The sequence below is a fragment of the Micromonospora sp. CA-244673 genome (genome assembly GCF_050948395.1).
GTDB lineage: Bacteria > Actinomycetota > Actinomycetes > Mycobacteriales > Micromonosporaceae > Micromonospora.
On sequence record NZ_CP192019.1, the window covers coordinates 5,252,752 to 5,276,675 of the forward strand.

Consider the following 23,924-nt stretch of genomic DNA (forward strand, 5'->3'; position numbering starts at 1 on the left):
CCGACCCCGGGCCGTCACTTCACCCCGGCGGCATCCATCCCGCGGAGTTCCTTCTTGAGGTCGGAAACCTCGTCGCGGATGCGGGCGGCCAGCTCGAACTGCAGCTCCCGCGCAGCGGCGAGCATCTGGTCGTTGAGCTCCTGGATGAGGTTGGCCAGGTCGGCCCGGGCCATGCCCTCCCGCGACGGGGTGGCCGCGCCGCCGCGGCTGCGGCTGCGGGTCTCCTTGACCGGCGCCTTGCCCCGCGACAGCTGCCGGACGGCACCGCCGACCCGGCTGTTCTCGGTGTCCTCCGCCTCGCGGTAGATGTCGTCGAGGATGTCGTGGATCTTCTTGCGCAGCGGCTCGGGGCTGATCCCGTTGGCCTCGTTGTGCGCGATCTGCTTGGCCCGGCGCCGGTTGGTCTCCTCGATCGCCTGGGCCATCGACGGGGTGATCTTGTCGGCGTACATGTGGACCTGGCCCGAGACGTTACGGGCCGCGCGGCCGATGGTCTGGATCAACGACCGGCCGCTGCGCAGGAAGCCCTCCTTGTCGGCGTCGAGGATCGCCACCAGGGAGACCTCGGGCAGGTCGAGGCCCTCCCGGAGCAGGTTGATGCCGACCAGCACGTCGTAGTCGCCCTTGCGCAGCTCGCGCAGCAGCTCCACCCGGCGCAGCGTGTCGACCTCGGAGTGCAGGTAGCGGACCCGGATGCCGTTCTCCAGCAGGTAGTCGGAGAGATCCTCGGCCATCTTCTTGGTCAGCGTGGTGACCAGGACCCGCTCGTCCCGCTCGGTCCGCAGCTTGATCTCGTGCATCAGGTCGTCGATCTGGCCCTTGGTGGGCTTCACCACGACCTCGGGGTCGATCAGGCCGGTGGGGCGGATCACCTGCTCGACGAACTCGCCCTGGGCCTGCTCCAGCTCCCACGGACCCGGGGTGGCGGAGAGGAAGACCATCTGGCCGACCCGCTCCAGGAACTCGTCGAAGCGCAGCGGCCGGTTGTCGGCCGCGCTGGGCAGCCGGAAGCCGTGGTCGATCAGCATCCGCTTGCGGGAGGCGTCACCCTCGTACATGCCGCCGATCTGCGGGATGGTCACGTGCGACTCGTCGACCACGGTCAGGAAGTCGTCGGGGAAGTAGTCGAGAAGGCAGTGCGGCGGGCTGCCCGGCAACCGCCCGTCCATGTGCATCGAGTAGTTCTCGATGCCGGAGCAGAACCCGACCTGGCGCATCATCTCGATGTCGTAGGTGGTGCGCATCCGCAGCCGCTGCGCCTCCAGCAGCTTGCCCTGCCGCTCCAGCTCGGCCAGACGCTCGGCCAGCTCGACCTCGATGTCGCGGATCGCCCGCTCCATCCGCTCCGGGCCGGCCGCGTAGTGGGTCGCCGGGAAGATGACCAGCCCGTCGACCTCCTTGACGACGTCACCGGTGAGCGGGTTGAGGTAGTAGAGCTTCTCCACCTCGTCGCCGAACAGCTCGATCCGGACGGCCAGCTCCTCGTAGGCCGGGATGATCTCCAGCGTGTCGCCGCGGACCCGGAAGGTGCCGCGCTGGAAGGCCATGTCGTTGCGCGTGTACTGGATGTCGACCAGCCGGCGCAGCAGCTGGTCACGGTCGAGCTCCTGCCCCACGGCGAGCCGGACGGCCCGGTCCAGGTATTCCTCCGGGGTGCCCAGGCCGTAGATCGCCGACACCGTGGCCACCACGATCACGTCGCGGCGGGTGAGCAGCGACATCGTCGCCGAGTGCCGCAGCCGTTCGACCTCCTCGTTGACCGAGGAGTCCTTCTCGATGTAGGTGTCGGTCTGCGGGATGTAGGCCTCGGGCTGGTAGTAGTCGTAGTAGGAGACGAAGTATTCGACCGCGTTCTGCGGCAGCAGCTCGCTGAACTCCTTGGCGAGCTGCGCGGCGAGGGTCTTGTTGGGCGCGAGCACCAGGGTCGGCCGCTGCAGCCGCTCGACCAGCCACGCCGTGGTGGCGCTCTTGCCGGTGCCGGTCGCGCCGAGCAGCACCGTGTTGCGGTCGCCGCCGCGCACGCGACGCTCAAGCTCGTCGATGGCTGCCGGCTGGTCGCCGGCCGGCTGGAACTCGCTGACGACCTGGAAGCGGCCGTCGAGCCGGGGAATGTCGAGCGCCATGACCTCAACGGTACGCCCGAGGTCCGACACTTCCGGGCCGAGCGCGTACCGTCCCTGATCGGCTTCGATATTCCCATTGTGTGGCTCATCTCACCGGACTACCCTCGTACCGTAGGCCGCTCGCGGCGGCCGATCGGGCAGGTGGCCGCCCCTCCGGGGCCCGGCCGCCCCCGGCACCGGGGGTCGCAGCACCCGAGAAACCGGCGTGCGCACCCGAGGTGGTCGCGCTCGACGCGCTGACCGGCCGCCGCGAGCGCCCCTGCTCGTCACCGAAACCCGGCAGCCGCGTTGTGCACTCGTGGAGACCTCTCCCGGACGCCGGCCGCGACGGGCTCGCACCCGCGACACCGGCCCCCTCCCCACCGACGACGCCCGCCCCACCGAGCCCGCCGACAGCGCCGAGCCCGAGCCCGAGCCCAGCGACACCGCCGCGCCCGAGCCCGCCGGCCGCACGATGCCCGCCGCGTCCGCCGACCCAGCGCCGACCGGGCCCGCCACAGGCGAACGCGCACCGGACCCGCAGCCGCCCCAGCTCACCGAACCGGCTCCCGCGGATATTGGCGACCTGCCGTCCGCCACGAACGGCAACTCGCCAAGGTCGGGAAAACGGCGGAGCGCGACGGCACACACCTCGCCCGCCCCGCCGTCGAGCGCGCCCGCCGGACGCCAACCTGGAGATCGTGGCGATCTACCGCCCGCCACGAACGACAACTCGCCAAGATCCGGCAGCCGACGAGGCGAGCGGGCACACAACTCCCCCACGCCGCCGTCGAGCACGCCCACCCGCCACCAACCCGGAGATCTTGGCGACCTACCGTCCGCCACGAACGACAACTCGCCAAGATCCGGCGGCCGGCGAGGCGCGACGGCACACAGCTCGCCCGCCGAGCCGCCGACCGGGGATCCCGGCGATCCACCGTCCGGCACGAACGGCATGTCGCCGCGATCGCGGCAGCGTGGAGCAACGGCCCCCGGCGAGTGCGCCCTCGACGCCCCCACCGTCCCGGGTGCGACTGCCGTAACCCGCGAACCCGGCCGCCGGCACCGCCGCGCCGGCTCCGCGACCAGCCAACCCGTCAACTCCCCCGGCCGCCGTTCGCGCGCGGATCCGGTGGCCGGGGAACGGCCGGCCGATCCGTTCGCCCCGCCCGGCCACCCGGAGCTGGACGGGACCGGCGACCCACCCGAGCAACCCACCCGCCGCCGCGCCGTCCTGATCGCGCTCGCGGTGGCCGCCACCGCCTCGGCGGCCGCCCTGGTCGCCGGCCTGCTGAGCTGGTCACCGGAGCCGGCCGAGCCCACCGCGACGGCCCGCCCGCTCACCGCCGCCGAGGCCGACCGGCTGGCCGCCCTCAGGGTCACCAACCAGCGGGACGTCCGTGCCGGGGTCCGGGTCACCGTGGGTGCGGGCGATGGCCGTACCGAGCTGGTCGGCTGGGTCGACTGGGCCCGACCGCTGGTCTACCTGGATGTCAGCGGCCCCGGCGCGGGCGCCGAGCGGGGGCTGGTCCAGGCGACCGCGTCGACGCTGCTGGTGCGGCCGGATCCCGGTGCGACGCCCGCACCGGCGCCGCCCCCGCTGGTGCCCCCGGACGACCGGTGGCGGCTGCGGGAGCTGCCGGCCGGGCGGGGCCTGCCGGCGGTGCGGGACCTGCTGCTCGGGCTCGGCGCGGCCCGGGTCGACGCGACCGAACCCGAGGCCCGCTGGCTGGGCGCGGAAACCGTCGACGGGGTCCCCGTGGATGTCTTCCGGGCCCCTCTCTCCGCACTCCGGCCGGCCGCCCAGGCGACCGCCCCGGCGCGGGAGGGGCAGCCGCGCCTCTGGGTCGACCGGGACGCCCGGCTGCACCGGCTGGCCGGCCGGCTGCCGGACGGGACCCCGGTGACCGTCGAGCTGGCCCGCACCGACCGCCCCACGCTGCGCCCGGTGGCCGCGCTCGGCGGGCGGCCCGGGCTGCCTCGGGCCCTGAGCGACGCCGAGGCCGACCGGTTGGCCCGGCTGCCGGCCCGGCTGCGAGCGGCCGGCGGCGCCGGCCTGACCCTGGCCGCCCCGTCCGCCGGCCTGCACGGCACCGGCTGGGTGAGCTGGGCGGGCTCCGCCGCGTACCTCTCGATGGTGGAGGGCGACGACCCGGGGCGCCGCACGCTGGTGCGGGCGTGGCCGGGAAGCGTGGCCCGGCTCGTGGTGCCGGCGGGCGGCGCGGCGGGCCCGCCGCTGCCGGCGCCGGCCGAGCTAAGGCGGATGGGCGGGCAACCGCCCCGCGACGACGTGGAGCGGCTGCTCGACGCGGCGCTGCGGGGCGACGCCGCCCCCGCGCCGGCTGCCGCGGCGGTCCGGATCCGCGACGACCGGGTGGCGGACCGGACGGTGGACGTCATCGAGGTACGCGCCGGGCTGCGCTGGTGGATCGACCGGAACGGGCTGCCGCGCCGGGTGGAGCTGCGGAGCGCGGGGGGCGTCTGGGTTCGGCTGGACCTCGCGCCCGGGCGGGTGCCGGCGCTGCCCGGCGCCGAGCGGACGGCCAGGCCACCCGCGAAACGCCGCTGAGCGGGCTCAGGGCCGCCAGCCGGTCTGCGCGGCCCACTCCTCCGCCCGCAGGTGCTCCTCGTCGAACCACGGGTCCTTCAGCGTGCCGTAGGTGGCGCTGTCCGGCGCCGAGGCGGCCAACTCCCGCTTGAGCTGCAGGTACGCGGACCGCTGCCCCGGGTCGGCGCGCAGGTGGTCGCGCATCAGCAGCGCGTACCGCCAGCCGGGCGAGTCAGCCACCCGCAGGTGCAGGTGCACCGGGCGGCCCGGGTCGGCGCTGCCGTGCAGCCGCTTCTCCCAGCGCCGGCTGCCGGGCGGGCGGGGGTTGTCCCACCAGTCGCCGGGCAGCCGGGGAAAGCCGGCGTCGGCGAGCCGGTCGGCGAGCGGCCCGTCCGCCTCGGCGAGCGACGGCACGGTGAGTTGGATGTCGATGACGTCCTTGGCGGCCAGCCCGGGCACGGCGGTGGAGCCGATGTGGTCGACCCGCAGGTCGGGGCCGGCGGCGTGGCGGATGCGGGCGGCCAGGCGGGCGTACTGCTCAGGCCAGGTCGGGTCGGGCTCGCTGAGCACCACCTGCTCGGGCCGGACGGCCCGGCGTTCCCGGAGATTGCGCTCGTAGGGCAGGAGCCGCTCGCGCCAGAGGGTGTCCACGGCGGCGTGCAGGTCGGCCAGCGTGCCGTCGTTGCCGAGCAGCACGTCGGCGGCCGCCTGGCGGCGGGCGTCGTCGGCCTGCGCGGCGATCCGCCGCTCGGCCTCCGCGCGGTCCATGCCGCGGCCGCGGGCCAGCCGCTCCAGCCGGGTGGTCACGGCCGCCTGCACCACGAGCACCAGGTGATACGTGGGTGCGAGCCCCACCTCGACCAGCAGCGGCACGTCGTTGACCACGACGGCGTCGGGGGGCGCCGCGGCGATCAGCGCGGCGGTGCGGGCGCGGACCCGGGGGTGGGTGATCGCCTCCAGCCGGCGGCGGGCGGCCTCGTCGCCGAAGACCAGGGCGCCCAGTGCGGCCCGGTCCAGCGCGCCGTCGGCGTCGAGGACCCGGTCGGAGAAGGTCCCGACGATCTCGGCGAGGCCCTCGCTGCCCGGGGCGACCACCTCGCGGGCGATCCGGTCCGCGTCGACGATCACCGCGCCGAGCGCGGCCAGCCGGCTGGACACGGCGCTCTTGCCCGACCCGATCCCACCGGTCAATCCCACCCTCAGCACGGCAACAGTCAACCCGATCACCGTTGGCGGTGCCAACCTGCCCCCGGACAGGGCGAGGGCCCCGCCCCCGGCGATCCGGTGGTGCCGGATCGCGGGGACGGGGCCCTCAGCGACTGCGCCGGGCTCGGACTCGCCGAGCCGGTGTCGTCACCGGGTCACTTGCCGCCGGCGAGCTTCTCCCGCAGGGCGGCGAGCGCCTCGTCGGTGGCCAGCGTGCCGGCCGGCTCCTCGGCCTGACGGCTCGGGGCCGCCGAGGTCGTGGTGGTGGTGCCGGTGACGGGCGGAGCCGGGTTGGCAGCGGCCTCGGCGTCGGCGGCCCGGGAGGTCTGCACCTGCTTGGTGTGGGCCTCCCAGCGCTGGCGCGCCTCGGCGTACTGCTGCTCCCAGGTCTCGCGCTGCTTGTCGTAGCCCTCGAGCCACTCGCCCGTCTCCGGGTCGAAGCCCTCCGGGTAGATGTAGTTGCCCTGCTCGTCGTAGGTCGCGGCCATGCCGTAGAGGGTCGGGTCGAAGTGCTCCTCGCCCTCGACGAAGCCCTCGTTGGCCTGCTTGAGCGACAGCGAGATCCGACGGCGCTCCAGGTCGATGTCGATGACCTTGACCATGACCTCGGAGCCGACCTGCACGACCTGCTCCGGGATCTCCACGTGGCGCTCGGCCAGCTCGGAGATGTGGACCAGGCCCTCGATGCCGTCGTCCACCCGGACGAAGGCGCCGAACGGCACGAGCTTGGTGACCTTACCCGGCACGATCTGCTGGATCGCGTGGGTGCGGGCGAACTGCCGCCACGGGTCCTCCTGGGTCGCCTTCAGCGACAGCGAGACCCGCTCGCGGTCCAGGTCGACGTCCAGGACCTCGACCTCGACCTCCTGGCCCACCTCGACGACCTCGGACGGGTGGTCGATGTGCTTCCAGGAGAGCTCGGAGACGTGCACGAGGCCGTCCACGCCGCCCAGGTCGACGAACGCGCCGAAGTTGACGATCGAAGAGACGACGCCCTTGCGGACCTGCCCCTTCTGCAGCTTGTTGAGGAACTCGGTGCGCACCTCGGACTGCGTCTGCTCCAGCCAGGCCCGGCGGGACAGGACCACGTTGTTGCGGTTCTTGTCCAGCTCGATGATCTTGGCCTCGAGCTCGCGGCCGACGTACGGCTGCAGGTCGCGCACACGCCGCATCTCGACCAGGGAGGCGGGCAGGAAGCCGCGCAGCCCGATGTCGAGGATGAGACCACCCTTGACGACCTCGATGACCGAGCCGCGAACGACGCCGTCCTCGTCCTTGATCTTCTCGATCGTGCCCCAGGCCCGCTCGTACTGCGCCCGCTTCTTGGAGAGGATCAGACGCCCCTCCTTGTCCTCCTTCTGGAGGACAAGGGCCTCGATGTGGTCACCGACCGAGACGACCTCGGCGGGGTCCACGTCGTGCTTGATCGACAACTCCCGAGAGGGGATGACGCCCTCGGTCTTGTAGCCGATGTCGAGCAGGACCTCGTCCCGATCGACCTTGACGACGGTGCCTTCGACAATGTCGCCGTCGTTGAAGTACTTGATGGTCTCGTCGATCGCGGCGAGGAAAGCTTCCTCGGAACCGAGATCGTCGTGCGTGACCTTGTTGGCGCTCGAGGGGGCCTCGATGCTGCTCGTCATGTGGGCGGTTGCTCCGGTCGGATGGGTTGTCACAGCAGGCGTGGCGTCGCGGTGACCTGTCCGCGCCAGCGGATCCGTCGCCGGGCACACCGAACGATCGCCAAGAGAAGATCATTAGTGGCTCCGGTGACCGCGCACCTGCTCCCTGCCGAGGCACACGATCCGCGAGCGCATCGTCTAGCCTACCCGCTGCATTACCACAGCGTGCAAGCCCTCCCAGGTCTCCTCGGGCTCGTCAGCTGCGAAAGCGGAGATTTCGCGCGGTAAGGTGCCACAGCTGTCTCGTCCGTCACATCTGCCCCACCCGCAACAGCGCCGCCCGATCGTCGCACCCGACGCCCGGAGGCCTAGCGTGGGCGGGTGGACGACGACAGGGTGACCCGGCGCCGGGTAGGCGCCACCGAGGTTCGCCGGGCCAACCGGGGCTGGTGGGACGCGGACGCCGACGCCTACCAGGCCGAGCACGGCGCGTTCCTCGGCGAGGTGGACTTCGTCTGGTGCCCGGAGGGCCTGCGCGAGGCCGATGCGGGGCTGCTCGGCGAGGTGACCGGCCGCCGGATCCTGGAACTCGGCTGCGGTGCGGCCGCCGCCGCCCGGTGGCTCGCCGCGCAGGGCGCCCGGCCGGTCGCCCTGGACCTGTCCGCCGGCATGTTGCGGCACGCCGCCGAGGCCGCCGCCCGGACCGGGGTACGCGTGCCGCTCGTGCAGGCCGACGCCCTCGCCCTGCCGTTCGCCGACGCCGCGTTCGACACGGTGTGCACGGCGTTCGGCGCGATCCCGTTCGTGGACGACTCGGCGGCGGCCATGCGGGAGGTGGCCCGGGTGCTGCGCCCGGGCGGCCGGTGGGTCTTCTCGGTCACCCACCCGATGCGCTGGATCTTCCTGGACGACCCGGGCGAGGGCGGGCTGACCGCCGTGCACTCGTACTTCGACCGATCCCCCTACGTCGAGCAGGACGAGCACGGCGTGGCCACGTACGTCGAGCAGCACCGCACCCTCGGCGACCGGATCCGGGAGCTGGTCGGCGCCGGGTTCCGCCTGCTGGACCTGGTGGAGCCGGAGTGGCCGGCGGGGCACGAGGGGATCTGGGGGCAGTGGAGCCCACTGCGCGGCCGGCTCTTCCCCGGCACCGCCATCTTCGTGGCGGAGAAGCCGGCCGCCGGCTGAGCGTCGTTTCCGGCCGCCGGGCCCGGGTAACCGGACGCCATGGCCGAGAAGGAGGAGTTCCGCCGGGGCGACCACGTATCGTGGGCCAGCCACAGCGGCCGGGCGTACGGGGTCGTCAGGGAGAAGCTCACCGACCGCACACACGTCCGCGGGCACACCGTGAACGCGTCGGCGGAGGAGCCGCAGTACCGGATCCGCAACGACGACTCGGGCCGGGACGTCGCCCACCGACCGGAGGTGCTGCGTCATGAGCCGAGGTGACGATCCGCAGCAGACGTACCGGGAGTTCACAGACGCGGTGAACATGAAGCCGGGCGAGCTCCAGAAGTGGCTGGAGACCGACGAGTCCAAGCACGTGGGCTGGCGCAAGGGCACCCGGGGCGGCGAGTCGGTGGGGCACGAGTCCGGCCGGCGGATCATCGACCTGCTGCGCCGCAAGCGCGACCAGCTCAGCGCCGCCGACTACAAGCACATGCGCAAGGTCGTCGGGTACGTCCGGCGGCACATGGCCCAGCGACCCAGCGGCGACGTGCGCCGGACCCGGTGGCGGTACTCCCTCATGAACTGGGGCCACGACCCGGTCAAGGGACCGCTCCCGCCGCCGGGCGGCCCGTCCCGCAAGGCCCTGGAGCGGCACGGCGCCCCGCCGAAGGAACGCCGGGGACCGGGCCGCTGATCCGCCCGTCAGCGTCACCGTCGCCGGAGGCGGCCTCCGGTCTGGCGGAGGTTCCGTCCGCCCCGCCGGGGCCTGACCTGGATCGAGTGGACCATGGCCGGTCACGCCAGCTCTGCCCTGCCCACCATCACCATCGGCGGCGACCTGCCGGTCGGCCGGATCGGCTTCGGGGCGATGCAACTCACCGGCAGGCAGGTCTGGGGCCCCTATCCCGACCATGAGGGTGGCGTGGCCCTGCTTCGCGCCGTCGTGGCCGAGGGCGTGACCTTCATCGACACCGCCGACGTCTACGGGCCGCACACCAATGAGTTGCTCATCCGGGAGGCGCTGCACCCCTACCCGCCGGGCCTGGCCATCGCGAGCAAGGGCGGCTTCGTCCGTGGCGGCTACGACCTGTCGACGCTCGGCTGGGTGGGCAACCCCAAGTACCTGCGGCAGTCGGCGATGCTGAGCCTGCAACGCCTCGGCCTGGATCGATTCGACCTGTACTACCTGCACAGCGGCTACGCCACCGACGCCCCGTTCGAGGACCAGGTCGGTGAGCTGAAGAAGCTGCAGGACGAGGGATACATCCGGCACATCGGCCTGTCGAACGTGACCCCGGACCAGTTCGAGGCGGCGCGGTCGGTCGCGGACATCGCCGCGGTGACCGCCCGGTACAACGTCGGCAACCGGGCCGGCGCCGCGCTCCTCGCCGCCGCGGAGCAGGCCGGGGCGGTGTTCTCACCCTGGCACCCGGTCAGCCTCCGTGACGGCGGGGACAACGCCGACCAGGTCGCGGCGGCCATCGCGCCGCTGGCCGCCAGGTACGAGGCGACGCCCCAGCAGATCGCGCTGGCCTGGCTGCTGCACCGCTCCCCGGCGATGCTGCCCATCCCGGGCACGACGAGCCTCGCCCACCTGCGGGAGAACCTCGCCGCCGCGAGCATCCGCCTGAGCGGGACGGAGGTTGCCGAGCTGACCGCGCTCGTCCACGAGGGCGGCGGCCCTCCCACCGGAGAGTCACTTCTGGGCTGAAAGGAACGCCGGGACCCGGCCGCTGAGCCCGGGCCGCTTGACCCTGCCACTGACGGCAGGGTCGCACGATCGCCGGCATGAACGACGAACAGCAGCGGGTCGTGGTGGTCACCGGCGCGGGCACCGGCATCGGCCGGGCCACCGCCCGCGCCTTTGCCGCCGAGGGCGCCCGCGTCCTCGCCGTGGGCCGGCGCCCCGGGCCACTGGCGGAGACCGCCGCCGACGACCTCCGCATCACCCCGGTCACCGCCGACGTGACCGACGCCGACGCGCCGGCCCGGGTGGTCGGCGCCGCCCTCGACCGGTACGGCCGGCTGGACGTGCTGGTCAACAACGCCGGGATCGCCGGCGGCGGACCGCTCGCCGGGCTGGACGAGCGGGCCGCCCGCCGCCAGCTCGACACCAACCTCATCGCGCCGATCCGGCTGGCCCACGCCGCGGTCGAGCCGCTGGCGACGAGCCGCGGCGTGATCGTCAACGTCACCACCACCGTCGGCCAGCGCGCCTGGCCGGGCAGCTCGGTGTACGCGGCCGGCAAGGCCGCCCTCGACTCGCTGACCCGCAGCTGGGCGGTGGAACTGGCGCCGCGCGGCGTCCGGGTGGTGGCGGTGGCCCCCGGCGCGATCGACACACCCATCGGCGAACACCAGGGCCTCTCCCCCGACCAGCGCGCCGCGGTACGCCGCTGGCAGCTCGACCACACGCCCCTCGGACGGATCGGCCGCCCCGAGGACGTAGCCTGGGCGATCCTGCGGCTCTGCGACCCGGCGGCCGCCTTCGTCACCGGCGTCGTGCTGCCGGTGGACGGCGGGGCGCTGGTCGCCTGACAGGCCCGGGCGCCGGTGATCGCCGCCGCGCGGGATCGGCGAGGTGGGGGTGACCCGGCCGGGGTGAAGCCGCCACCTCGGCGGAGCGGTGTCGACCATGGGACGGAGGGGTCGGGTGCGGATCGGCGAGCTGGCGGCGGTGACCGGGTGCACGCCGCGGGCCCTGCGGCACTACGAGGAGCAGGGCCTGATCGACTCGTCGCGGGCGGCGAACGGCTACCGCGAGTACGACGAGGCGACGGTCACCCGGGTCCGCAACATCCGGCACCTGCTCGGCGCCGGGCTGACCCTGGACGACGTCCGGGTCTTCCTGCCCTGCCTGGACGGGGACGTGGCCGCCGCGCCGCCCTCCCCCGGCGGGCTCCGGGTGGGGCGGGAGCGGCTGGCCGTGCTGGAGGCCCGCATCGCCGCCCAGCTCGCGGTACGGGACCGCCTCGCCGCCGCCCTGCGCGACGCCGCCGCGGCCCTCGCCGGCGACGCCAGCCCGGCGCCGGCATCGAGCCCCACCCCACACCCGGCCCGATCCTCATCGACCAGCCCGGCGCTTTAGCAATCTTGGACAGTTGCCGTTCGCTCCGAACGGCAACTGTCCAAGATCGTGAAGCTCGGCGCGTCGGTCAGTGGTCGGCGCTGTTCCAGTCGCGGCCCTCGCCCACGGAGACCTCCAGCGGCACCGACAGCGGGTACGCCTCCCCCATCTCCTTGCGCACCAGTGCCTCCAGGGTCTCCCGCTCGCCCGGCGCGACCTCGAAGACCAGCTCGTCGTGCACCTGGAGCAGCATCCGGGAGCGCAGCCCCGCGTCGCGCAGCGCGGTGTCGACGTGCAGCATTGCGACCTTGATGATGTCGGCCGCGGAGCCCTGGATGGGGGCGTTGAGCGCCATCCGCTCGGCCATCTCCCGGCGCTGCCGGTTGTCGCTGACCAGGTCGGGCAGGTAGCGGCGGCGGCCCAGGATGGTGGAGGTGTAGCCGTCCTGCCGGGCCCGCGCCACCACCTCCTGCAGGTAGTCGCGCACGCCGCCGAAGCCGGCGAAGTAGTTCTCCATGAGGCCGCGCGCCTCCTCGGCGGTGATCCCGAGCTGCTGGGACAGGCCGAACGCGCTCAGCCCGTACGCCAGGCCGTAGTTCATGGCCTTGATCTTGCGGCGCTGGTCGGCGGTGACCTGGTCGACCTCGACGGTGAAGACCGAGGAGGCGGTGGCGGCGTGGAAGTCGTGCCCCGAGTTGAACGCCTCGATCAGCGCGTCGTCGGAGGACAGGTGCGCCATGATCCGCATCTCGATCTGGCTGTAGTCGGCGGTGAGCAGGCACTCGTAGCCCTCGCCGACCACGAAGGCGCGCCGGATCCGCCGCCCCTCCTCGGTGCGGATCGGGATGTTCTGCAGGTTGGGCTCGGTCGAGGAGAGCCGGCCGGTGGCGGCCACCGTCTGGTTGAAGGTGGTGTGGATCCGGCCGTCGTCGGAGACCGACTTGAGCAGCCCGTCGACGGTCATCTTGAGCTTGGCGACGTCGCGGTGGCGCAGCAGGTGCTCGAGCACCGGGTGCGGGTTCTGCGCGTAGAGCCACTGGAGGGCGTCGGCGTCGGTGGTGTAGCCGGTCTTGATCTTCTTGGTCTTGGGCAGGCCCAGCTCACCGAAGAGGATCTCCTGGAGCTGCTTGGGCGAGCCCAGGTTGAACTCCCGCCCGACCGCCGCGTAGGCGCCCTGGGCCGCGGCCTTCACCTCGGCGGCGAAGTGCGCCTCCAGCTCGGAGAGGTAGTGGGTGTCGGCCGCGATGCCGGTGCGCTCCATGGTGGCCAGCACCCGCATGAGCGGCAGCTCGACGCCGGCCATGAGCCGGGCCGACTGCTCGCCGTCGCGGGACAGCTCGGCGTCGATCGCGTCGGCCAGGTCGAGGGTGGCGCGCGCCTGGAGCATCAGGTTCTGCTCGGCCGCCTCGTCGTCGCCGAGCCCGTCGAGGGTGAGCTGGCCGCTCTCCGGCGCGTCGACCCGCAGCTCCCGGTGCAGGTAGCGCAGCGCCAGGTCGGTGAGGTCGTAGGAGCGCTGGTCGGGCCGGGCCAGGTAGGCGGCGATCTGGGTGTCGCGGGAGATGCCCTGCAGGTCCCAGCCGTGCGCGGCGAAGGCCAGCACGGCCGGCTTGCTGTCGTGCAGCACCTTGGGGCGGGCCTCGTCGGCGAGCCAGCCGGCCAGCGCGGCCTCGTCGTCGGCCGCCAGCAGGGCCGGGTCGAACCAGGCGCCCGCGCCGTCGGCGGTGGCCAGCGCCATGCCGGTCACCGCGGCGGTGTGCCGCCGGTTCGGGCCGGTGTCGAGCTTGACCGCCAGGCCGACCGGGGTGCCGGCCGGGGCGTGCGTGGCCAGCCAGCCGGCCAGCGCGCCGGGCTCGGTGAGCACCTGCCCGGCCAGCTCGAAGCCGGCCTCGGCCTCCGGCTCGACGGCCTCCAGGTACTGGTAGAGCCGGTCGCGCAGGATGCGGAACTGGAGGGTGTCGAAGACCTGGTGCACGGCCTCCCGGTCCCAGCCCTGCCAGCGGGCGTCCTCCGGGCGCACCGGCAGCTCCAGGTCGGTGACCAGGCAGTTGATCTCGTAGTTGCGGATCACGTCGGCGAGCCGCTCGCGCAGGCTGTCGCCGGCCTTGCCCTTGATCTCGTCGGCCCGGGCCACCACGCCCTCGACCCCGTCGTAGAGGTTGATCCACTTGGCGGCGGTCTTCGGGCCGACGCCGGGCACGCCGGGCAGGTTGTCGCTGGTCTCGCCGACCAGGGCGGCCAGGTCGCGGTAGCGGCCGGGCCCGACGCCGTACTTCGCCTCGACCGCGGCCGGGTCCATCCGGGCCAGGTCGGAGACGCCCTTGCGCGGGTAGAGCACGGTGACCTGGTCGCCGACGAGCTGGAAGGCGTCCCGGTCGCCGGTGGTGATGAGCACGTCCATGCCCTGGTCGCGGGCCTGGCAGGCGAGGGTGGCGATGACGTCGTCGGCCTCGTAGCCCTCCTTCTCCACGACCGGGATGCGCAGCGCCGCGAGGACCTCCTTGACGAGGCTGACCTGGCCCTTGAAGTCGGTCGGGGTCTCGCTGCGGCCGGCCTTGTACTCCGCGTACTTCTCCGTGCGGAAGGAGCGGCGGGAGACGTCGAAGGCGACCACGATGTGGCTGGGCTGCTCGTCGCGGAGCACGTTGATCAGCATCGAGGTGAAGCCGTAGACGGCGTTGGTCGGCTGCCCCGTGGTGGTGGAGAAGTTCTCCACCGGAAGGGCGAAGAACGCCCGGTATGCCAGGGAGTGTCCGTCGACGAGGAGCAGGCGCGGCGTCGTAGCTGTCACGGCAGCGACTCTAGTCCGTACCGCCGACAACCCGGCGGACGGCGGGACCGCGAAAAGCGGCGGCCGGCCGCCCTGGAACAGGGACGACCGGCCGCCGACGTCGTGCGACCTCAGGCGACGCCGAGGTACGCCTCCTTGACCGCCGGGTCGTGCAGCAGGTCCCGGCCGGTGCCCTCCTTGACGATCCGGCCGGTCTCCAGCACGTAGCCCCGGTGGGCCCGGGAGAGCGCCTGCTGGGCGTTCTGCTCCACCAGCAGGATGGTGGTGCCCTGCTCGTTGATCCGGGTGATGATCTCGAAGATCTGCTGGATCAGCATCGGCGCGAGCCCCATCGAGGGCTCGTCGAGCAGCAGCAGCTTCGGGCGGGCCATCAGGGCCCGACCCACCGCCAGCATCTGCTGCTCGCCGCCGGAGAGCGTGCCACCGGCCTGCTTGCGCCGCTCGTGCAGCCGGGGGAAGAGGTCCATGACCATCTTCATGTCCTCGGCGATGCCCGACCGGTCCCGGCGGGTGTACGCGCCCATCTCCAGGTTCTCGACGACGGTCATCCCGGGGAACACACCCCGGCCCTCGGGCGCCTGCCCGATGCCCCGGACCACCCGCAGGTCGGCCCGCATCCGGGTGACGTCGGTGCCGTCGAAGACGATCGAGCCGGAGGCCACCGGGCGCAGCCCGGAGATCGCCCGCATGGTGGTGGTCTTGCCGGCGCCGTTCGCGCCGATCAGGGCCACCACCTCACCCTCGTCGACGTGCAGGCTGATCCCGTGCAGCGCCTGGATCCGCCCGTACAGCAGGGTCAGGTCGTTGATCTCAAGCAGCATCGGTCGGCACCCCCAGGTACGCGGCGATCACCTTCGGGTCGTCCCGGACCTCGGCCGGCAGGCCCTCGGCGATCTTCTTGCCGAACTCCAGCACCACGATCCGGTCGGTCACGCCCATGACGAGTCGCATGTCGTGCTCGATCAGCAGCACCGTCGTGCCATTGTCGCGGATCTTCCGGATCAGGCCGAGCAGTTCCTCCTTCTCCGCCGGGGTGAAGCCGGCGGCCGGCTCGTCCAGGCAGAGGAGTTTCGGCTCGGTGGCCAGGGCCCGGGCGATCTCCAGCCGGCGCTGCTCGCCGTACGAGAGGTTGCGGGCCAGATCCCCGGCGCGGCGCTCGATGCCGACGAAGCGCAGCAGCTCGAGTGCCCGCTCGCGGCCCTCCCGCTCCTCCCGCCAGTGCCGCGGCAGCCGCAGCATGGCGGCGATCACGCTGGTCTTGTGGTGGGCGTCCGCGCCCACCATCACGTTCTCCAGCGCGGTCATCTCCGGGAAGAGCCGGATGTTCTGGAACGTCCGGGCGATGCCCGCCTTGGTGATCCAGCTCCGGCGCCTGCCGTTGACCCGCTGCCCGGCGAACCGGATCTCACCCTCGGTGGGCCGGTAGACGCCGGTCATCGCGTTGAAGCAGGTCGTCTTGCCGGCGCCGTTCGGGCCGATGAGGCCGAGGATCTCACCCTTGTACAGGGTGAAGGCGACATCGTTGAGGGCGACCACACCGCCGAAGCGGAGGGTGACGTGGTCGACCTCCAGCAGCGGCTCCCGCCCGGCCGCGGGGGTCTCGCCCGGCGTGGGCTCGACCGGCGTGTCCGCGCCCTTCTCCGGCGGGGTGCCGACCGTGCTGCGACCGTCGTCGGCGATGTCCCGCTCGCTGGTCTCGTCCCGCTCGCTGTGCATCTGCGGCTCACTCATTGGGCACCGTCTCCTGGGGAACCGCTTCCTTGCGCCGGTCGGCGAACTCCGCCGCCCGCCGCCGGTTGGGCACCAGACCCTGCGGCCGGAAGATCATCATGACGATGACCACCAGGCCGAAGACCAGGATCCGGTACTCGGCGGCGTCGAACTCCACCCCGAGGAGGTCGCCGATGCCGCGCAGCCACTCCGGCAGATACCAGGTGACCGCACCGCCGACGATGGCGCCCTTGATGTTGCCGGCGCCGCCGAGGATCACCGCGGCCAGCACCAGGATGGAGCTCTCCAGCACGAACTGGTCGGAGTTGATGAACGTCTGCTTGCCGGCGAAGACCGCGCCGGTCAGGCCGGCCACGGCCGCGCCGATGGCGAACGCCCACAGCTTGTACTTGAACGTCGGCACGCCCATGATCTCGGCGGCGTCCTCGTCCTCGCGGATGGCCACCCAGGCCCGGCCGACCCGGCTGTTGGCCAGGTTCCGGATCAGCAGCAGCACGACGAGGATCAGCGTCAGCATCAGCCAGTAGTACGGCCGGGCGTCCACCACACCGAACAGCGGCTTGCCGTCCGTGCCGGTGCCCGGCGGGTGCGGGATCGCCGGGATGCCCCGCTGGCCCTGGAGGATGCCCTCGTTGCGGGCCGCGTACAGGCGGATCATCTCGGCGAAGCCGAGGGTCACGATGGCCAGGTAGTCACCGCGCAGGCGCAGCGTCGGGCCACCGAGGATCACGCCGGACACCATCGTCACCATCACCGCCAGCGGCACCGCCGCCAGCCACGGCCAGTCCGTGCCGAACCGGCTCTCCGGCGAGGTGAGCAGCGCGACCGTGTACGCGCCGAGCGCGTAGAAGCCGAAGTAGCCCAGGTCGAGCAGGCCGGCGAAGCCGACCACCACGTTGAGCCCGACGGCCAGCAGGACGAACACCGCGGTGTCGAAGAGCACCCCGGCGAAGTCCGAGCGGGTGGTGTAGAAGGCGAAGTAGTCGCTGCCGATGGGGAAGCCGAGGTACTCGTAGAACCACTTGTTGGGCAGGATGTAGAGCAGGACGATCAGCGCGGCGATCGCCGCCCAGCGCACCTGCTTGGGCATGGCCGCCCAGCGGCTCTTGAAGCCCGCGGTCCGCTTGTTGTCCACGGTGGCGGTCATGCGCGCGCCCTCCCGAGAGATTCGCCGAGCAGACCGGTCGGCCGGAACATCAGCAGCACGATCAGCAGCACGAAGCCGGTGAAGTCCTTCCAGTCGCCGCCGAAGAGGCCGGCGGCGTAGTTCTCCGCCACGCCGAGCAGCAGGCCGCCGAGCAGCGCGCCGCGCAGGTTGCCGATGCCGCCGAGCACCGCGGCCGCGAAGGCCTTGAGCCCGATCAGGAAGCCGACGTTGAACTTGGTGTAGCTGAACCGGACGTCCCAGAGCAGGGCGCCCACGCCGGCCATCAGGCCGCCGAGCACGAACACCAGCAGGATGACCCGGTTCTTGTTGACACCCATGAGCGCGGCGGTGTCCGCGTCCTGGGCGACCGCCCGGATGCCGCGGCCCAGGCGGCTGCGGTTCACGAACTGGTCCAGCGCGATCATCATGACCAGCGTGACGCCGAGGATGAGCAGCTGCTTGTTCGTCACCTCGGCGCCGAACAGGGTGAAGACCGTCTTCGACGGGATCAGTTCCGCCATGCCGAACGGGGCCCGGCGCGTGCCGATGCCGAACGACTCGGCGAGCACGAACGACGCGCCGATCGCGGTGATGAGGAAGGCCAGCGGCGGCGCGTTGCGGCGGCGCAGCGGCCGGTAGGCGACCAGCTCGACCGTGACCGCCGTGACCGCCGAGGCGGCCATCGCCACCACGAGACCGGCGATCAAGGCCAGGATCAGCGGGCCGAGGGACGGGGCGGCCGCGTTCTGGTCGTAGCCGAGGGCCTGCCAGGTCCACATGGCGGTGAAGGTACCGACCATGAAGACCTCGGAGTGAGCAAAGTTGATCAGGCGCAGAACGCCGTACACCAGGGTGTAGCCGAGGGCGATGAGCGCGTAGATGGCGCCCTGCTCCAGGCCGGTGATGGTCAGCGCCGGGAAGTTCCCGAACAGCTCATCGAAGTTCAAGTGGGGGCTCCAACTGTGCGGCCAAGCGGTGCGGCCGGGAGAAAGTCACTCCCGGCCGCACGCCTGGTGTCCCGTGCCGGGACCGGACGAACCGGTCAGGCCTTGGGGATCTCGATGTCGGGGACGACCTTGCCCGCGTTCACCTTGAACGCCCAGACCTTCACCTGGGCCGGGTCCAGCTCGCCGGTGGACTCGAACTTGTAGGTGACGCCGGTCGCGCCGCCGGTGCCGTTGTAGGAGTTGATGAAGCTCAGCAGGTCGGCACGGGTGCCCTTGCCGGCCTTGATGCCCTCCAGCATGATCTTCGTGATGTCGTACGACACGTCGGCGTAGGTGCCCGGCTCGGCGTTGTCGAAGGCCGCCTTGTAGTCGGTCACGAAGGAGCCCTTGGCCGCGGTGGCCGGGGCGCACGGGCAGGTCAGGATCGTGCCCTCGGCGACCTGCTCGCCGGCGACCTTGATGAAGTTGGCGTCGTTGACACCGTCACCGGCGACCATCGTGCCCTTCCAGCCCGCGCCCTTGAGCTGCTTGAGCAGCAGGCCGGCCTCGGTGTAGTAGCCACCGAAGAAGAGGACGTTGGCACCGCTGCTCTGGATCTTGGTGACCACGGCGGAGAAGTTGGTCTGCTTGACCTGGATCTTGTCCTCGCCCGCGGTCGAGCCGATGACCTTCTTCACCTCGTCCACCAGGCCGGCGCCGTACGCCGACTGGTCGTCCACCACGTAGACCTTCTCGGCCTTCAGGACGTTCTTGATGTACCGGCCGGCGGCCGGGCCCTGCGAGGTGTCGTTACCGACGCCCCGGTGGAAGATCTTCCAGTTCTTGGTGCTCAGGCTCGGGCGCGTCGCCGACGGGGTGATGGCCGGCAGGCCGGCCTCGTCGAAGATCGGGTTGCCCACCTCGGACTCACCCGAGAACGCCGGGCCGATGATGCCGACGACCTTGGCGTCGCCGACCGCCTGCTGCGCCAGGGCCGGCGCCTTGGCCGGGTCACCCTGCGAGTCGTACTCGGCGATCTGGACCTTGCAGTCCGCGTTGTCCTTGTTGTACTGGTCGATGGCCAGCTTGGTGCCGTTGCGCATGTGGATACCGAGACCCGCGGCGTCACCGGTCAGCGGGCCGAAGAAGCCGATCTTCAGGTCGCAGGCGGCCTTGCTGCCACCCGCATCGCTACCACTGTCAGCCTTGCAGGCCGCGCCACTGAAAACGAGCGCACCGATGGCCACGCCACCCAGCACCCGTGCGAGCTTCTGCCTCACGGCTCGTACCCTCCTCCGTCCGAAGGCCCGGAAACCACCCACCGCGAATTGGACCTTGCAGGGGTTGGCCGGACCGACCGCGATCCCGGTCTGGGGCGGGACGTTATCCCACCAGCGGGTCGTGAAGGTAGACCTGAGGAGCCGGGTTGACCTAACCGTTACGTTGAGTGGCCGGATTCACAGATGTGCTGTAACACACGAGCCCGCAGGGTGGGAAAATCGGACATCCGACACTGACCGGAAACCCGCAGGTGAGAGGCTCACGCGGGGCGCCACGAACCCCGCGCCGACCACACCGCCGCCCGCCCGCCGTCATCGACCAGCAGCAACGCCACGTCACCCGCCGCGGCCACCGCCACCGTCCGGTCACTGCCCACCGGCACCGCCACCGGCAGCGCCACCGGCGACCACCGCCCGCCGTCCGCCGAGAACCACCCCGCACCCGCCGCGGACCCGGCCACCACCGCCCACACACCGTCGCCGCGCGCCGCCAGCCCCCACACCAGGCCCGGCGAATCCGTGCCCGCGCCACCCAGGCCCCCGCCCGGCCGCCACGCGTCACCCTCCCCCAGCCAGGCGCCCAGGCCGCCGCCGCGGCGGCCCACCGCCACCGTCCGCTCCCCCGCCCGCACCACCCGCTGCAGGTCCTCCTCCGCACCCGGCAGCACCGCGCGCCGCCAGGCCGACCCGTCCGCGGAGGTCCACACCACCGCCGACGATCCGGTACGCCCCGACGACAGCACCGAGCCCACCATGAGCCACCCCGACGCCGTCGCCGTGCCGTCCGCCGCCCACGGCCGGCCGCTCGCGTCCCTCGCCAACCCCGGCACGGCGCTCACCAACCGGAAGTCCGACCCGTCCGGCGACACCCACGCCGCCGCGCCGGTCGCCCGGTTGCCGGAGATCAGCCAGCCACGCGGCCCGCCCGCGATTCGGCCCGCGTTCACCGCGTCCGCGCCCCCGAACACCTCGAACTCGGCCGGCACCTCGACCAGCGAACCGTCCGCCACCTGCCGCCAGGTGCTGATCCGCGGATTGCCGTGCACCCCGCCGCTCTTGCCGCCCACCGCCGCCAGCCGGCCGTCCCGGCAACCCGCCGCGGTCAGCACGTTCTCCTCGCCGTAGGGGCTGCGGGGCACCGGACGCAGCGCCGTCCACGTGGCCGCGTCGGCGCTCGACCAGGCCGCCGGGTGCGTCATTCCCGCCGCGTCCACCACGGCGCCCACCACGAACCAGCGGCCCCCACAGGCGGCCGCGTCCCGCAGCGCCAGCCGGCCGGACAGGCCGGACGGGACCGGGAGGGCGACCGGCTGCCAGGCGGGCCGCAGCGGCGCGGGCTCGGGCTCGGGCTCGGCCCGGCCGGGCGAACGGCAGGCAGCGAGCAGCACCACGAGCAGGCCGAGCACCGCCAGCGGACGCCGCATGGCGGCGATCGTATCGACCGGCCCCGACACGGGGAACCCGCCGAACGCGCCCGCCCCGGTCAGCGGGGGCGCGCCGGGTCGTCGGGCGGGACTCAGGAGGCCGGCTGCGCCACCTCGCCGCCGGCGGTCTCGGCGAGGATCCGCTCGGCGACCTCCCGCATGGTCATCCGGTGGTCCATCGCGGTGCGCTGGATCCACTTGAACGCCTGCGGCTCGGTCATCCCGTACGTCGTCATGAGCGCGCCCTTGGCCCGCTCGACGGTCTTGCGGATCTCCAGCCGGTCGGTGAGGCCGGCGACCTCCGCCTCCAGCGCCGCGATCTCCGAGTAGCGCGACAGCGCGATCTCCACGGCCGGCACCAGGTCGCTCTTCTGGAACGGCTTGACCAGGTAGGCCATCGCGCCCGCCGCGCGCGCCCGCTCCACGAGGTCGCGCTGGCTGAACGCGGTCAGGATGATCACCGGGGCGATCCGGGCGCCGGCGATCCGCTCGGCGGCGGCCAGCCCATCCATGATCGGCATCTTGATGTCGAGGATGACGAGGTCCGGCTTCAGCTCCTCGGCGAGCTTGACGGCGGTCTCGCCGTCACCGGCCTCGCCGACCACCTCGTAGCCCTCTTCCACGAGCATCTCGGCCAGGTCCAGCCGGATGAGCGCCTCGTCCTCGGCGATCAGAACGCGCTTGCGCTCGGCATCCGCCTGCATCTCGGCCACGAGCCACTCCCACCAGTTCAAGCCCGACACCGCCGTGCCGGGTGTCGTCGCCCATAGCGTAGTGGGTAACCTATGCCACGACGCGAGAGCGTCGCGCGAGCCTGTCCCCGTATTCCAACCGGTAGAGAAACGGAGCTCAAACCTCCGACAGTGTGGGTTCGAATCCCACCGGGGACACGAAATTGTCGTACGGGCGTTCGAAGATGGTCTCGTGCATCCACCCGAGATTCGCGCTCGAGCACGGCAGGTCTTCCTGTCCGGGGCCACCGTCGCCGAAGCGGCCCGCAGCGTCGGCCTCAACTACCGCACGGTGTGGCACTGGTGCCGGGACCGCCCCACGCCTGCCGTCCAGGGCACCGCGCTGCGATGTTTCCGCTGTCGTGAGGATGTCCGTGTTCCGACAGATCCCGCCGCCTACGCCTACCTGCTCGGCCTCTACCTGGGCGACGGGCATCTGGTGACCACCGCGCGAGTGCCGGTGCTCCGGATCTCCTGTAGTAACAGCTGGCCCGGCCTGATCAGTGCCTGCGATGACGCCATGCGGTCGGTGCTGGCGGAGAAGGTGCAGCGCGTCCCGCAACAGGGCTGCGTCAATGTCCAGAGCTACGGCAAGCACTGGCCGTGTCTCTTCCCGCAACACGGGCCCGGCAAGAAGCACGAGCGCCCGATCGTCCTGGCCGACTGGCAGCGCACCATCGTCGAGGCGCAGCCGGGCGACTTCCTGCGCGGCCTGTTCCATTCCGACGGCTGCCGCTTCGCCAACCGGGTCATGGTGCGCGGCAAGGAGTACGTCTATCCCCGCTACATGTTCACCAACGAGTCGGCCGACATCATGGGCCTCTGCCAGTGGGGCCTCGACCTGCTGGGCATCGCCTGGCGGATGAACCGCCGCAACTCGCTGTCGGTGGCGCGGCGGGACGCCGTGGCGGCGCTGGACCGCCACGTCGGCCCGAAGTCCTGACCCGGTCAGAGCACGGACAGCGCCTGCGCCAGGTCGGCGCGCAGGTCCTCCGGGTCCTCCAGCCCGACCGAGAGGCGCAGCAGCCCGCCGCACGGCTTGGCGTCGTCCTCGACCGGCCGGTGGGTGAGCGAGGCCGGGTGCTGGATCAGCGTGTCCACACCGCCGAGCGACACGGCGTGGGTGATCAGCCGGCACGCCCCGGCGACGGCCGCCGCGTCGGGGGCGCCGCCGCGTACCTCGAAGGCGAGCAGGCTGCCGGGGCCGGCCATCTGGCGGCCGACCAGCCCGGCCGGGTCCGTGACGCTGGGGTGGTGCACGCGGGCGACGGCGGGGTGGTCGGAGAGCCAGGCGGCGAGTTTCTCGGCGCCGGCCTGCTGGGCGCGGACCCGCAGCGGCAGGGTCTGCAGGCCGCGGTGCAGGAGGTAGGCGCCGAGCGGGTGCAGGACGGCGCCGGTGACGGCGCGGACCTGGCGCAGCCGGGTGGCCCATTCGGGGGCGCAGGCGACGACGCCGGCGAGCACGTCGCCGTGGCCGCCGATGCTCTTGGTGGCGCTGTGCAGCACGAGGGCGGCGCCGTGCCGGGCGGGTCGCTGGAGCACCGGGGTGGCGACGGTGTTGTCGACAAGCAGCGGGACGTCCCCGGCGGCGGTGGCGAGGGCGGCGATGTCGACGAGGTCGAGGGTGGGGTTGGCCGGGGTCTCGACGACGACCAGGGCGGTGTCGGGGCGGATCGCGGCGGCGACCTCGTGGGGCCGCGCCCAGGTGACCTCGGTGCCGAGCAGGCCGGTGGCGAGCACGTGGTCGGTGCCGCCGTAGAGGGGGCGGACGGCGACGACGTGCCGTTTCCCGTCGCGGGTGGCGGCGAGGAGGGTGGCGGTGAGGGCGGCCATGCCGCTGGCGAAGGCGACGGCTTCGGCGGTGCCTTCGAGGTGGGCGAGGGCGGTCTCGAAGCGGGCGACGGTGGGGTTCCAGAGCCGCTGGTAGACGGCGCTGCCGCCGGCGGGGAGGGTGCCGCCGGTGGCGAGGGTCTCGTAGTCGTCGCCGCCGCCGGTCACGGAGGGCAGCGGGTTGGTGGTGGAGAAGTCGATGGGTGGCACGTGGACGCCGAGTCCGGCGAGGTCCTCACGCCCGGCGTGCACGGCTGCGGTGTCCACGGCTGTCATGGCGGAAGCGTCGAACATGAGGCCGTCATCAGGCAAGAGGAGCGAACAAGATTCTGCTCGGAGCCCTTCCGAGGGA

General features: G+C 72.5%; 20 protein-coding genes and 1 tRNA gene. 9 read left to right on the forward strand and 12 right to left on the reverse strand.

Features of this window, described 5'->3' with window-relative positions:
- Positions 1–14 precede the first annotated feature (14 nt).
- Positions 15–2,123 (reverse strand): excinuclease ABC subunit UvrB, encoded by a 2,109-nt coding sequence (gene uvrB, locus ACQP12_RS23950; RefSeq protein WP_433282196.1) that lies wholly within the window; start codon positions 2,121–2,123, stop codon positions 15–17.
- 1,111 nt (positions 2,124–3,234) lie between these two features.
- Here uvrB and ACQP12_RS23955 point away from each other — a divergent pair.
- The gene (locus ACQP12_RS23955) at positions 3,235–4,671 is read left to right on the forward strand and encodes a hypothetical protein (protein ID WP_433282198.1); all 1,437 of its coding nucleotides are present in this window, start codon (positions 3,235–3,237) and stop codon (positions 4,669–4,671) included.
- A gap of 6 nt (positions 4,672–4,677) precedes the next feature.
- Here the strand turns inward: ACQP12_RS23955 and coaE are convergent, their stop codons facing one another.
- Both coaE and rpsA read right to left on the reverse strand, forming a co-directional pair.
- Positions 4,678–5,856: a dephospho-CoA kinase gene (gene coaE / locus ACQP12_RS23960; protein ID WP_433282200.1), complete on the reverse strand. Its 1,179-nt coding sequence runs from the start codon at positions 5,854–5,856 to the stop codon at positions 4,678–4,680.
- 155 nt (positions 5,857–6,011) lie between these two features.
- Entirely contained in the window at positions 6,012–7,499 is a 1,488-nt protein-coding gene (gene rpsA / locus ACQP12_RS23965) for a 30S ribosomal protein S1 (protein WP_357950018.1), read from the reverse strand.
- A gap of 360 nt (positions 7,500–7,859) precedes the next feature.
- On the opposite strand from rpsA, the gene ACQP12_RS23970 reads away from it, so the two are divergent.
- From ACQP12_RS23970 to ACQP12_RS23995, 6 genes are all read left to right on the forward strand, one after another.
- On the forward strand, positions 7,860–8,666 hold the full coding sequence (locus tag ACQP12_RS23970; protein ID WP_357950021.1) for a class I SAM-dependent methyltransferase: 807 nt from the start codon (positions 7,860–7,862) through the stop codon (positions 8,664–8,666).
- Positions 8,667–8,705: 39 nt separating this feature from the next.
- Complete coding sequence (locus ACQP12_RS23975) at positions 8,706–8,927, forward strand: DUF2945 domain-containing protein (RefSeq protein WP_433282203.1); 222 nt, start codon at positions 8,706–8,708, stop codon at positions 8,925–8,927.
- Positions 8,914–9,342 carry a DUF3140 domain-containing protein gene (locus ACQP12_RS23980; protein ID WP_357950025.1) on the forward strand — a complete coding sequence of 143 codons (429 nt, stop codon included), beginning with the start codon at positions 8,914–8,916 and terminating at the stop codon, positions 9,340–9,342. The genes ACQP12_RS23975 and ACQP12_RS23980 overlap by 14 nt, the downstream gene beginning before the upstream one ends.
- 93 nt (positions 9,343–9,435) lie before the next feature.
- On the forward strand, positions 9,436–10,359 hold the full coding sequence (locus ACQP12_RS23985) for an aldo/keto reductase (RefSeq protein WP_433282205.1): 924 nt from the start codon (positions 9,436–9,438) through the stop codon (positions 10,357–10,359).
- Positions 10,360–10,436: 77 nt separating this feature from the next.
- Positions 10,437–11,186 (forward strand): SDR family NAD(P)-dependent oxidoreductase, encoded by a 750-nt coding sequence (locus ACQP12_RS23990; RefSeq protein ID WP_433282207.1) that lies wholly within the window; start codon positions 10,437–10,439, stop codon positions 11,184–11,186.
- 97 nt (positions 11,187–11,283) lie between these two features.
- Positions 11,284–11,736, forward strand: coding sequence for a MerR family transcriptional regulator (locus ACQP12_RS23995; RefSeq protein WP_433282209.1), 453 nt, complete (start codon positions 11,284–11,286; stop codon positions 11,734–11,736).
- A 67-nt stretch (positions 11,737–11,803) separates the two neighbouring features.
- Here ACQP12_RS23995 and polA read toward each other — a convergent pair whose 3' ends face one another.
- The 8 genes from polA to ACQP12_RS24035 all read right to left on the reverse strand — a co-directional run bounded on the left by polA (position 11,804) and on the right by ACQP12_RS24035 (position 21,724).
- On the reverse strand, positions 11,804–14,503 hold the full coding sequence (gene polA / locus ACQP12_RS24000) for a DNA polymerase I (RefSeq protein ID WP_433282212.1): 2,700 nt from the start codon (positions 14,501–14,503) through the stop codon (positions 11,804–11,806).
- A gap of 110 nt (positions 14,504–14,613) precedes the next feature.
- Entirely contained in the window at positions 14,614–15,324 is a 711-nt protein-coding gene (locus tag ACQP12_RS24005; RefSeq protein ID WP_151464709.1) for an ABC transporter ATP-binding protein, read from the reverse strand.
- The gene (locus ACQP12_RS24010; RefSeq protein WP_433282213.1) at positions 15,314–16,234 is read right to left on the reverse strand and encodes an ABC transporter ATP-binding protein; all 921 of its coding nucleotides are present in this window, start codon (positions 16,232–16,234) and stop codon (positions 15,314–15,316) included. Before ACQP12_RS24010 ends, ACQP12_RS24005 begins: the two co-directional genes overlap by 11 nt.
- Entirely contained in the window at positions 16,227–17,381 is a 1,155-nt protein-coding gene (locus tag ACQP12_RS24015) for a branched-chain amino acid ABC transporter permease (RefSeq protein ID WP_433282215.1), read from the reverse strand. The genes ACQP12_RS24010 and ACQP12_RS24015 overlap by 8 nt, the downstream gene beginning before the upstream one ends.
- Positions 17,378–18,328, reverse strand: coding sequence for a branched-chain amino acid ABC transporter permease (locus ACQP12_RS24020; protein WP_433282217.1), 951 nt, complete (start codon positions 18,326–18,328; stop codon positions 17,378–17,380). The genes ACQP12_RS24015 and ACQP12_RS24020 overlap by 4 nt, the downstream gene beginning before the upstream one ends.
- A 95-nt stretch (positions 18,329–18,423) precedes the next feature.
- A complete protein-coding gene (locus ACQP12_RS24025; RefSeq protein ID WP_433282219.1) occupies positions 18,424–19,587 on the reverse strand; it encodes a branched-chain amino acid ABC transporter substrate-binding protein in 1,164 nt (387 codons plus the stop codon).
- 260 nt (positions 19,588–19,847) lie between these two features.
- On the reverse strand, positions 19,848–21,011 hold the full coding sequence (locus ACQP12_RS24030; RefSeq protein ID WP_433282222.1) for a hypothetical protein: 1,164 nt from the start codon (positions 21,009–21,011) through the stop codon (positions 19,848–19,850).
- Positions 21,012–21,103: 92 nt separating this feature from the next.
- Entirely contained in the window at positions 21,104–21,724 is a 621-nt protein-coding gene (locus ACQP12_RS24035) for an ANTAR domain-containing response regulator (RefSeq protein ID WP_357950049.1), read from the reverse strand.
- Positions 21,725–21,827: 103 nt separating this feature from the next.
- Here ACQP12_RS24035 and ACQP12_RS24040 point away from each other — a divergent pair.
- Positions 21,828–21,901: transfer RNA gene (locus tag ACQP12_RS24040), tRNA-Leu, on the forward strand.
- A 34-nt stretch (positions 21,902–21,935) separates the two neighbouring features.
- Positions 21,936–22,685: a terminase gpP N-terminus-related DNA-binding protein gene (locus tag ACQP12_RS24045; RefSeq protein ID WP_433282224.1), complete on the forward strand. Its 750-nt coding sequence runs from the start codon at positions 21,936–21,938 to the stop codon at positions 22,683–22,685.
- Positions 22,686–22,690: 5 nt separating this feature from the next.
- On the opposite strand, the gene ACQP12_RS24050 is transcribed toward ACQP12_RS24045, so the two are convergent.
- A complete protein-coding gene (locus tag ACQP12_RS24050; RefSeq protein WP_433282226.1) occupies positions 22,691–23,866 on the reverse strand; it encodes a trans-sulfuration enzyme family protein in 1,176 nt (391 codons plus the stop codon).
- Between the last annotated feature and the right edge of the window lie 58 nt (positions 23,867–23,924).

What these genes read in the sequence shown, in the direction of transcription:
- uvrB (WP_433282196.1), bottom strand. Translation starts at nt 2,123, where the DNA reads ATGGCGCTCGACATTCCCCGGCTCGACGGCCGCTTCCAGGTCGTCAGC.
- rpsA (WP_357950018.1), bottom strand. Translation starts at nt 7,499, where the DNA reads ATGACGAGCAGCATCGAGGCCCCCTCGAGCGCCAACAAGGTCACGCAC.
- ACQP12_RS23975 (WP_433282203.1), top strand. Translation starts at nt 8,706, where the DNA reads ATGGCCGAGAAGGAGGAGTTCCGCCGGGGCGACCACGTATCGTGGGCC.
- ACQP12_RS23980 (WP_357950025.1), top strand. Translation starts at nt 8,914, where the DNA reads ATGAGCCGAGGTGACGATCCGCAGCAGACGTACCGGGAGTTCACAGAC.
- ACQP12_RS23985 (WP_433282205.1), top strand. Translation starts at nt 9,436, where the DNA reads ATGGCCGGTCACGCCAGCTCTGCCCTGCCCACCATCACCATCGGCGGC.
- ACQP12_RS23990 (WP_433282207.1), top strand. Translation starts at nt 10,437, where the DNA reads ATGAACGACGAACAGCAGCGGGTCGTGGTGGTCACCGGCGCGGGCACC.
- ACQP12_RS23995 (WP_433282209.1), top strand. Translation starts at nt 11,284, where the DNA reads ATGGGACGGAGGGGTCGGGTGCGGATCGGCGAGCTGGCGGCGGTGACC.
- ACQP12_RS24005 (WP_151464709.1), bottom strand. Translation starts at nt 15,324, where the DNA reads ATGCTGCTTGAGATCAACGACCTGACCCTGCTGTACGGGCGGATCCAG.
- ACQP12_RS24010 (WP_433282213.1), bottom strand. Translation starts at nt 16,234, where the DNA reads ATGAGTGAGCCGCAGATGCACAGCGAGCGGGACGAGACCAGCGAGCGG.
- ACQP12_RS24015 (WP_433282215.1), bottom strand. Translation starts at nt 17,381, where the DNA reads ATGACCGCCACCGTGGACAACAAGCGGACCGCGGGCTTCAAGAGCCGC.
- ACQP12_RS24030 (WP_433282222.1), bottom strand. Translation starts at nt 21,011, where the DNA reads ATGCGGCGTCCGCTGGCGGTGCTCGGCCTGCTCGTGGTGCTGCTCGCT.
- ACQP12_RS24050 (WP_433282226.1), bottom strand. Translation starts at nt 23,866, where the DNA reads ATGTTCGACGCTTCCGCCATGACAGCCGTGGACACCGCAGCCGTGCAC.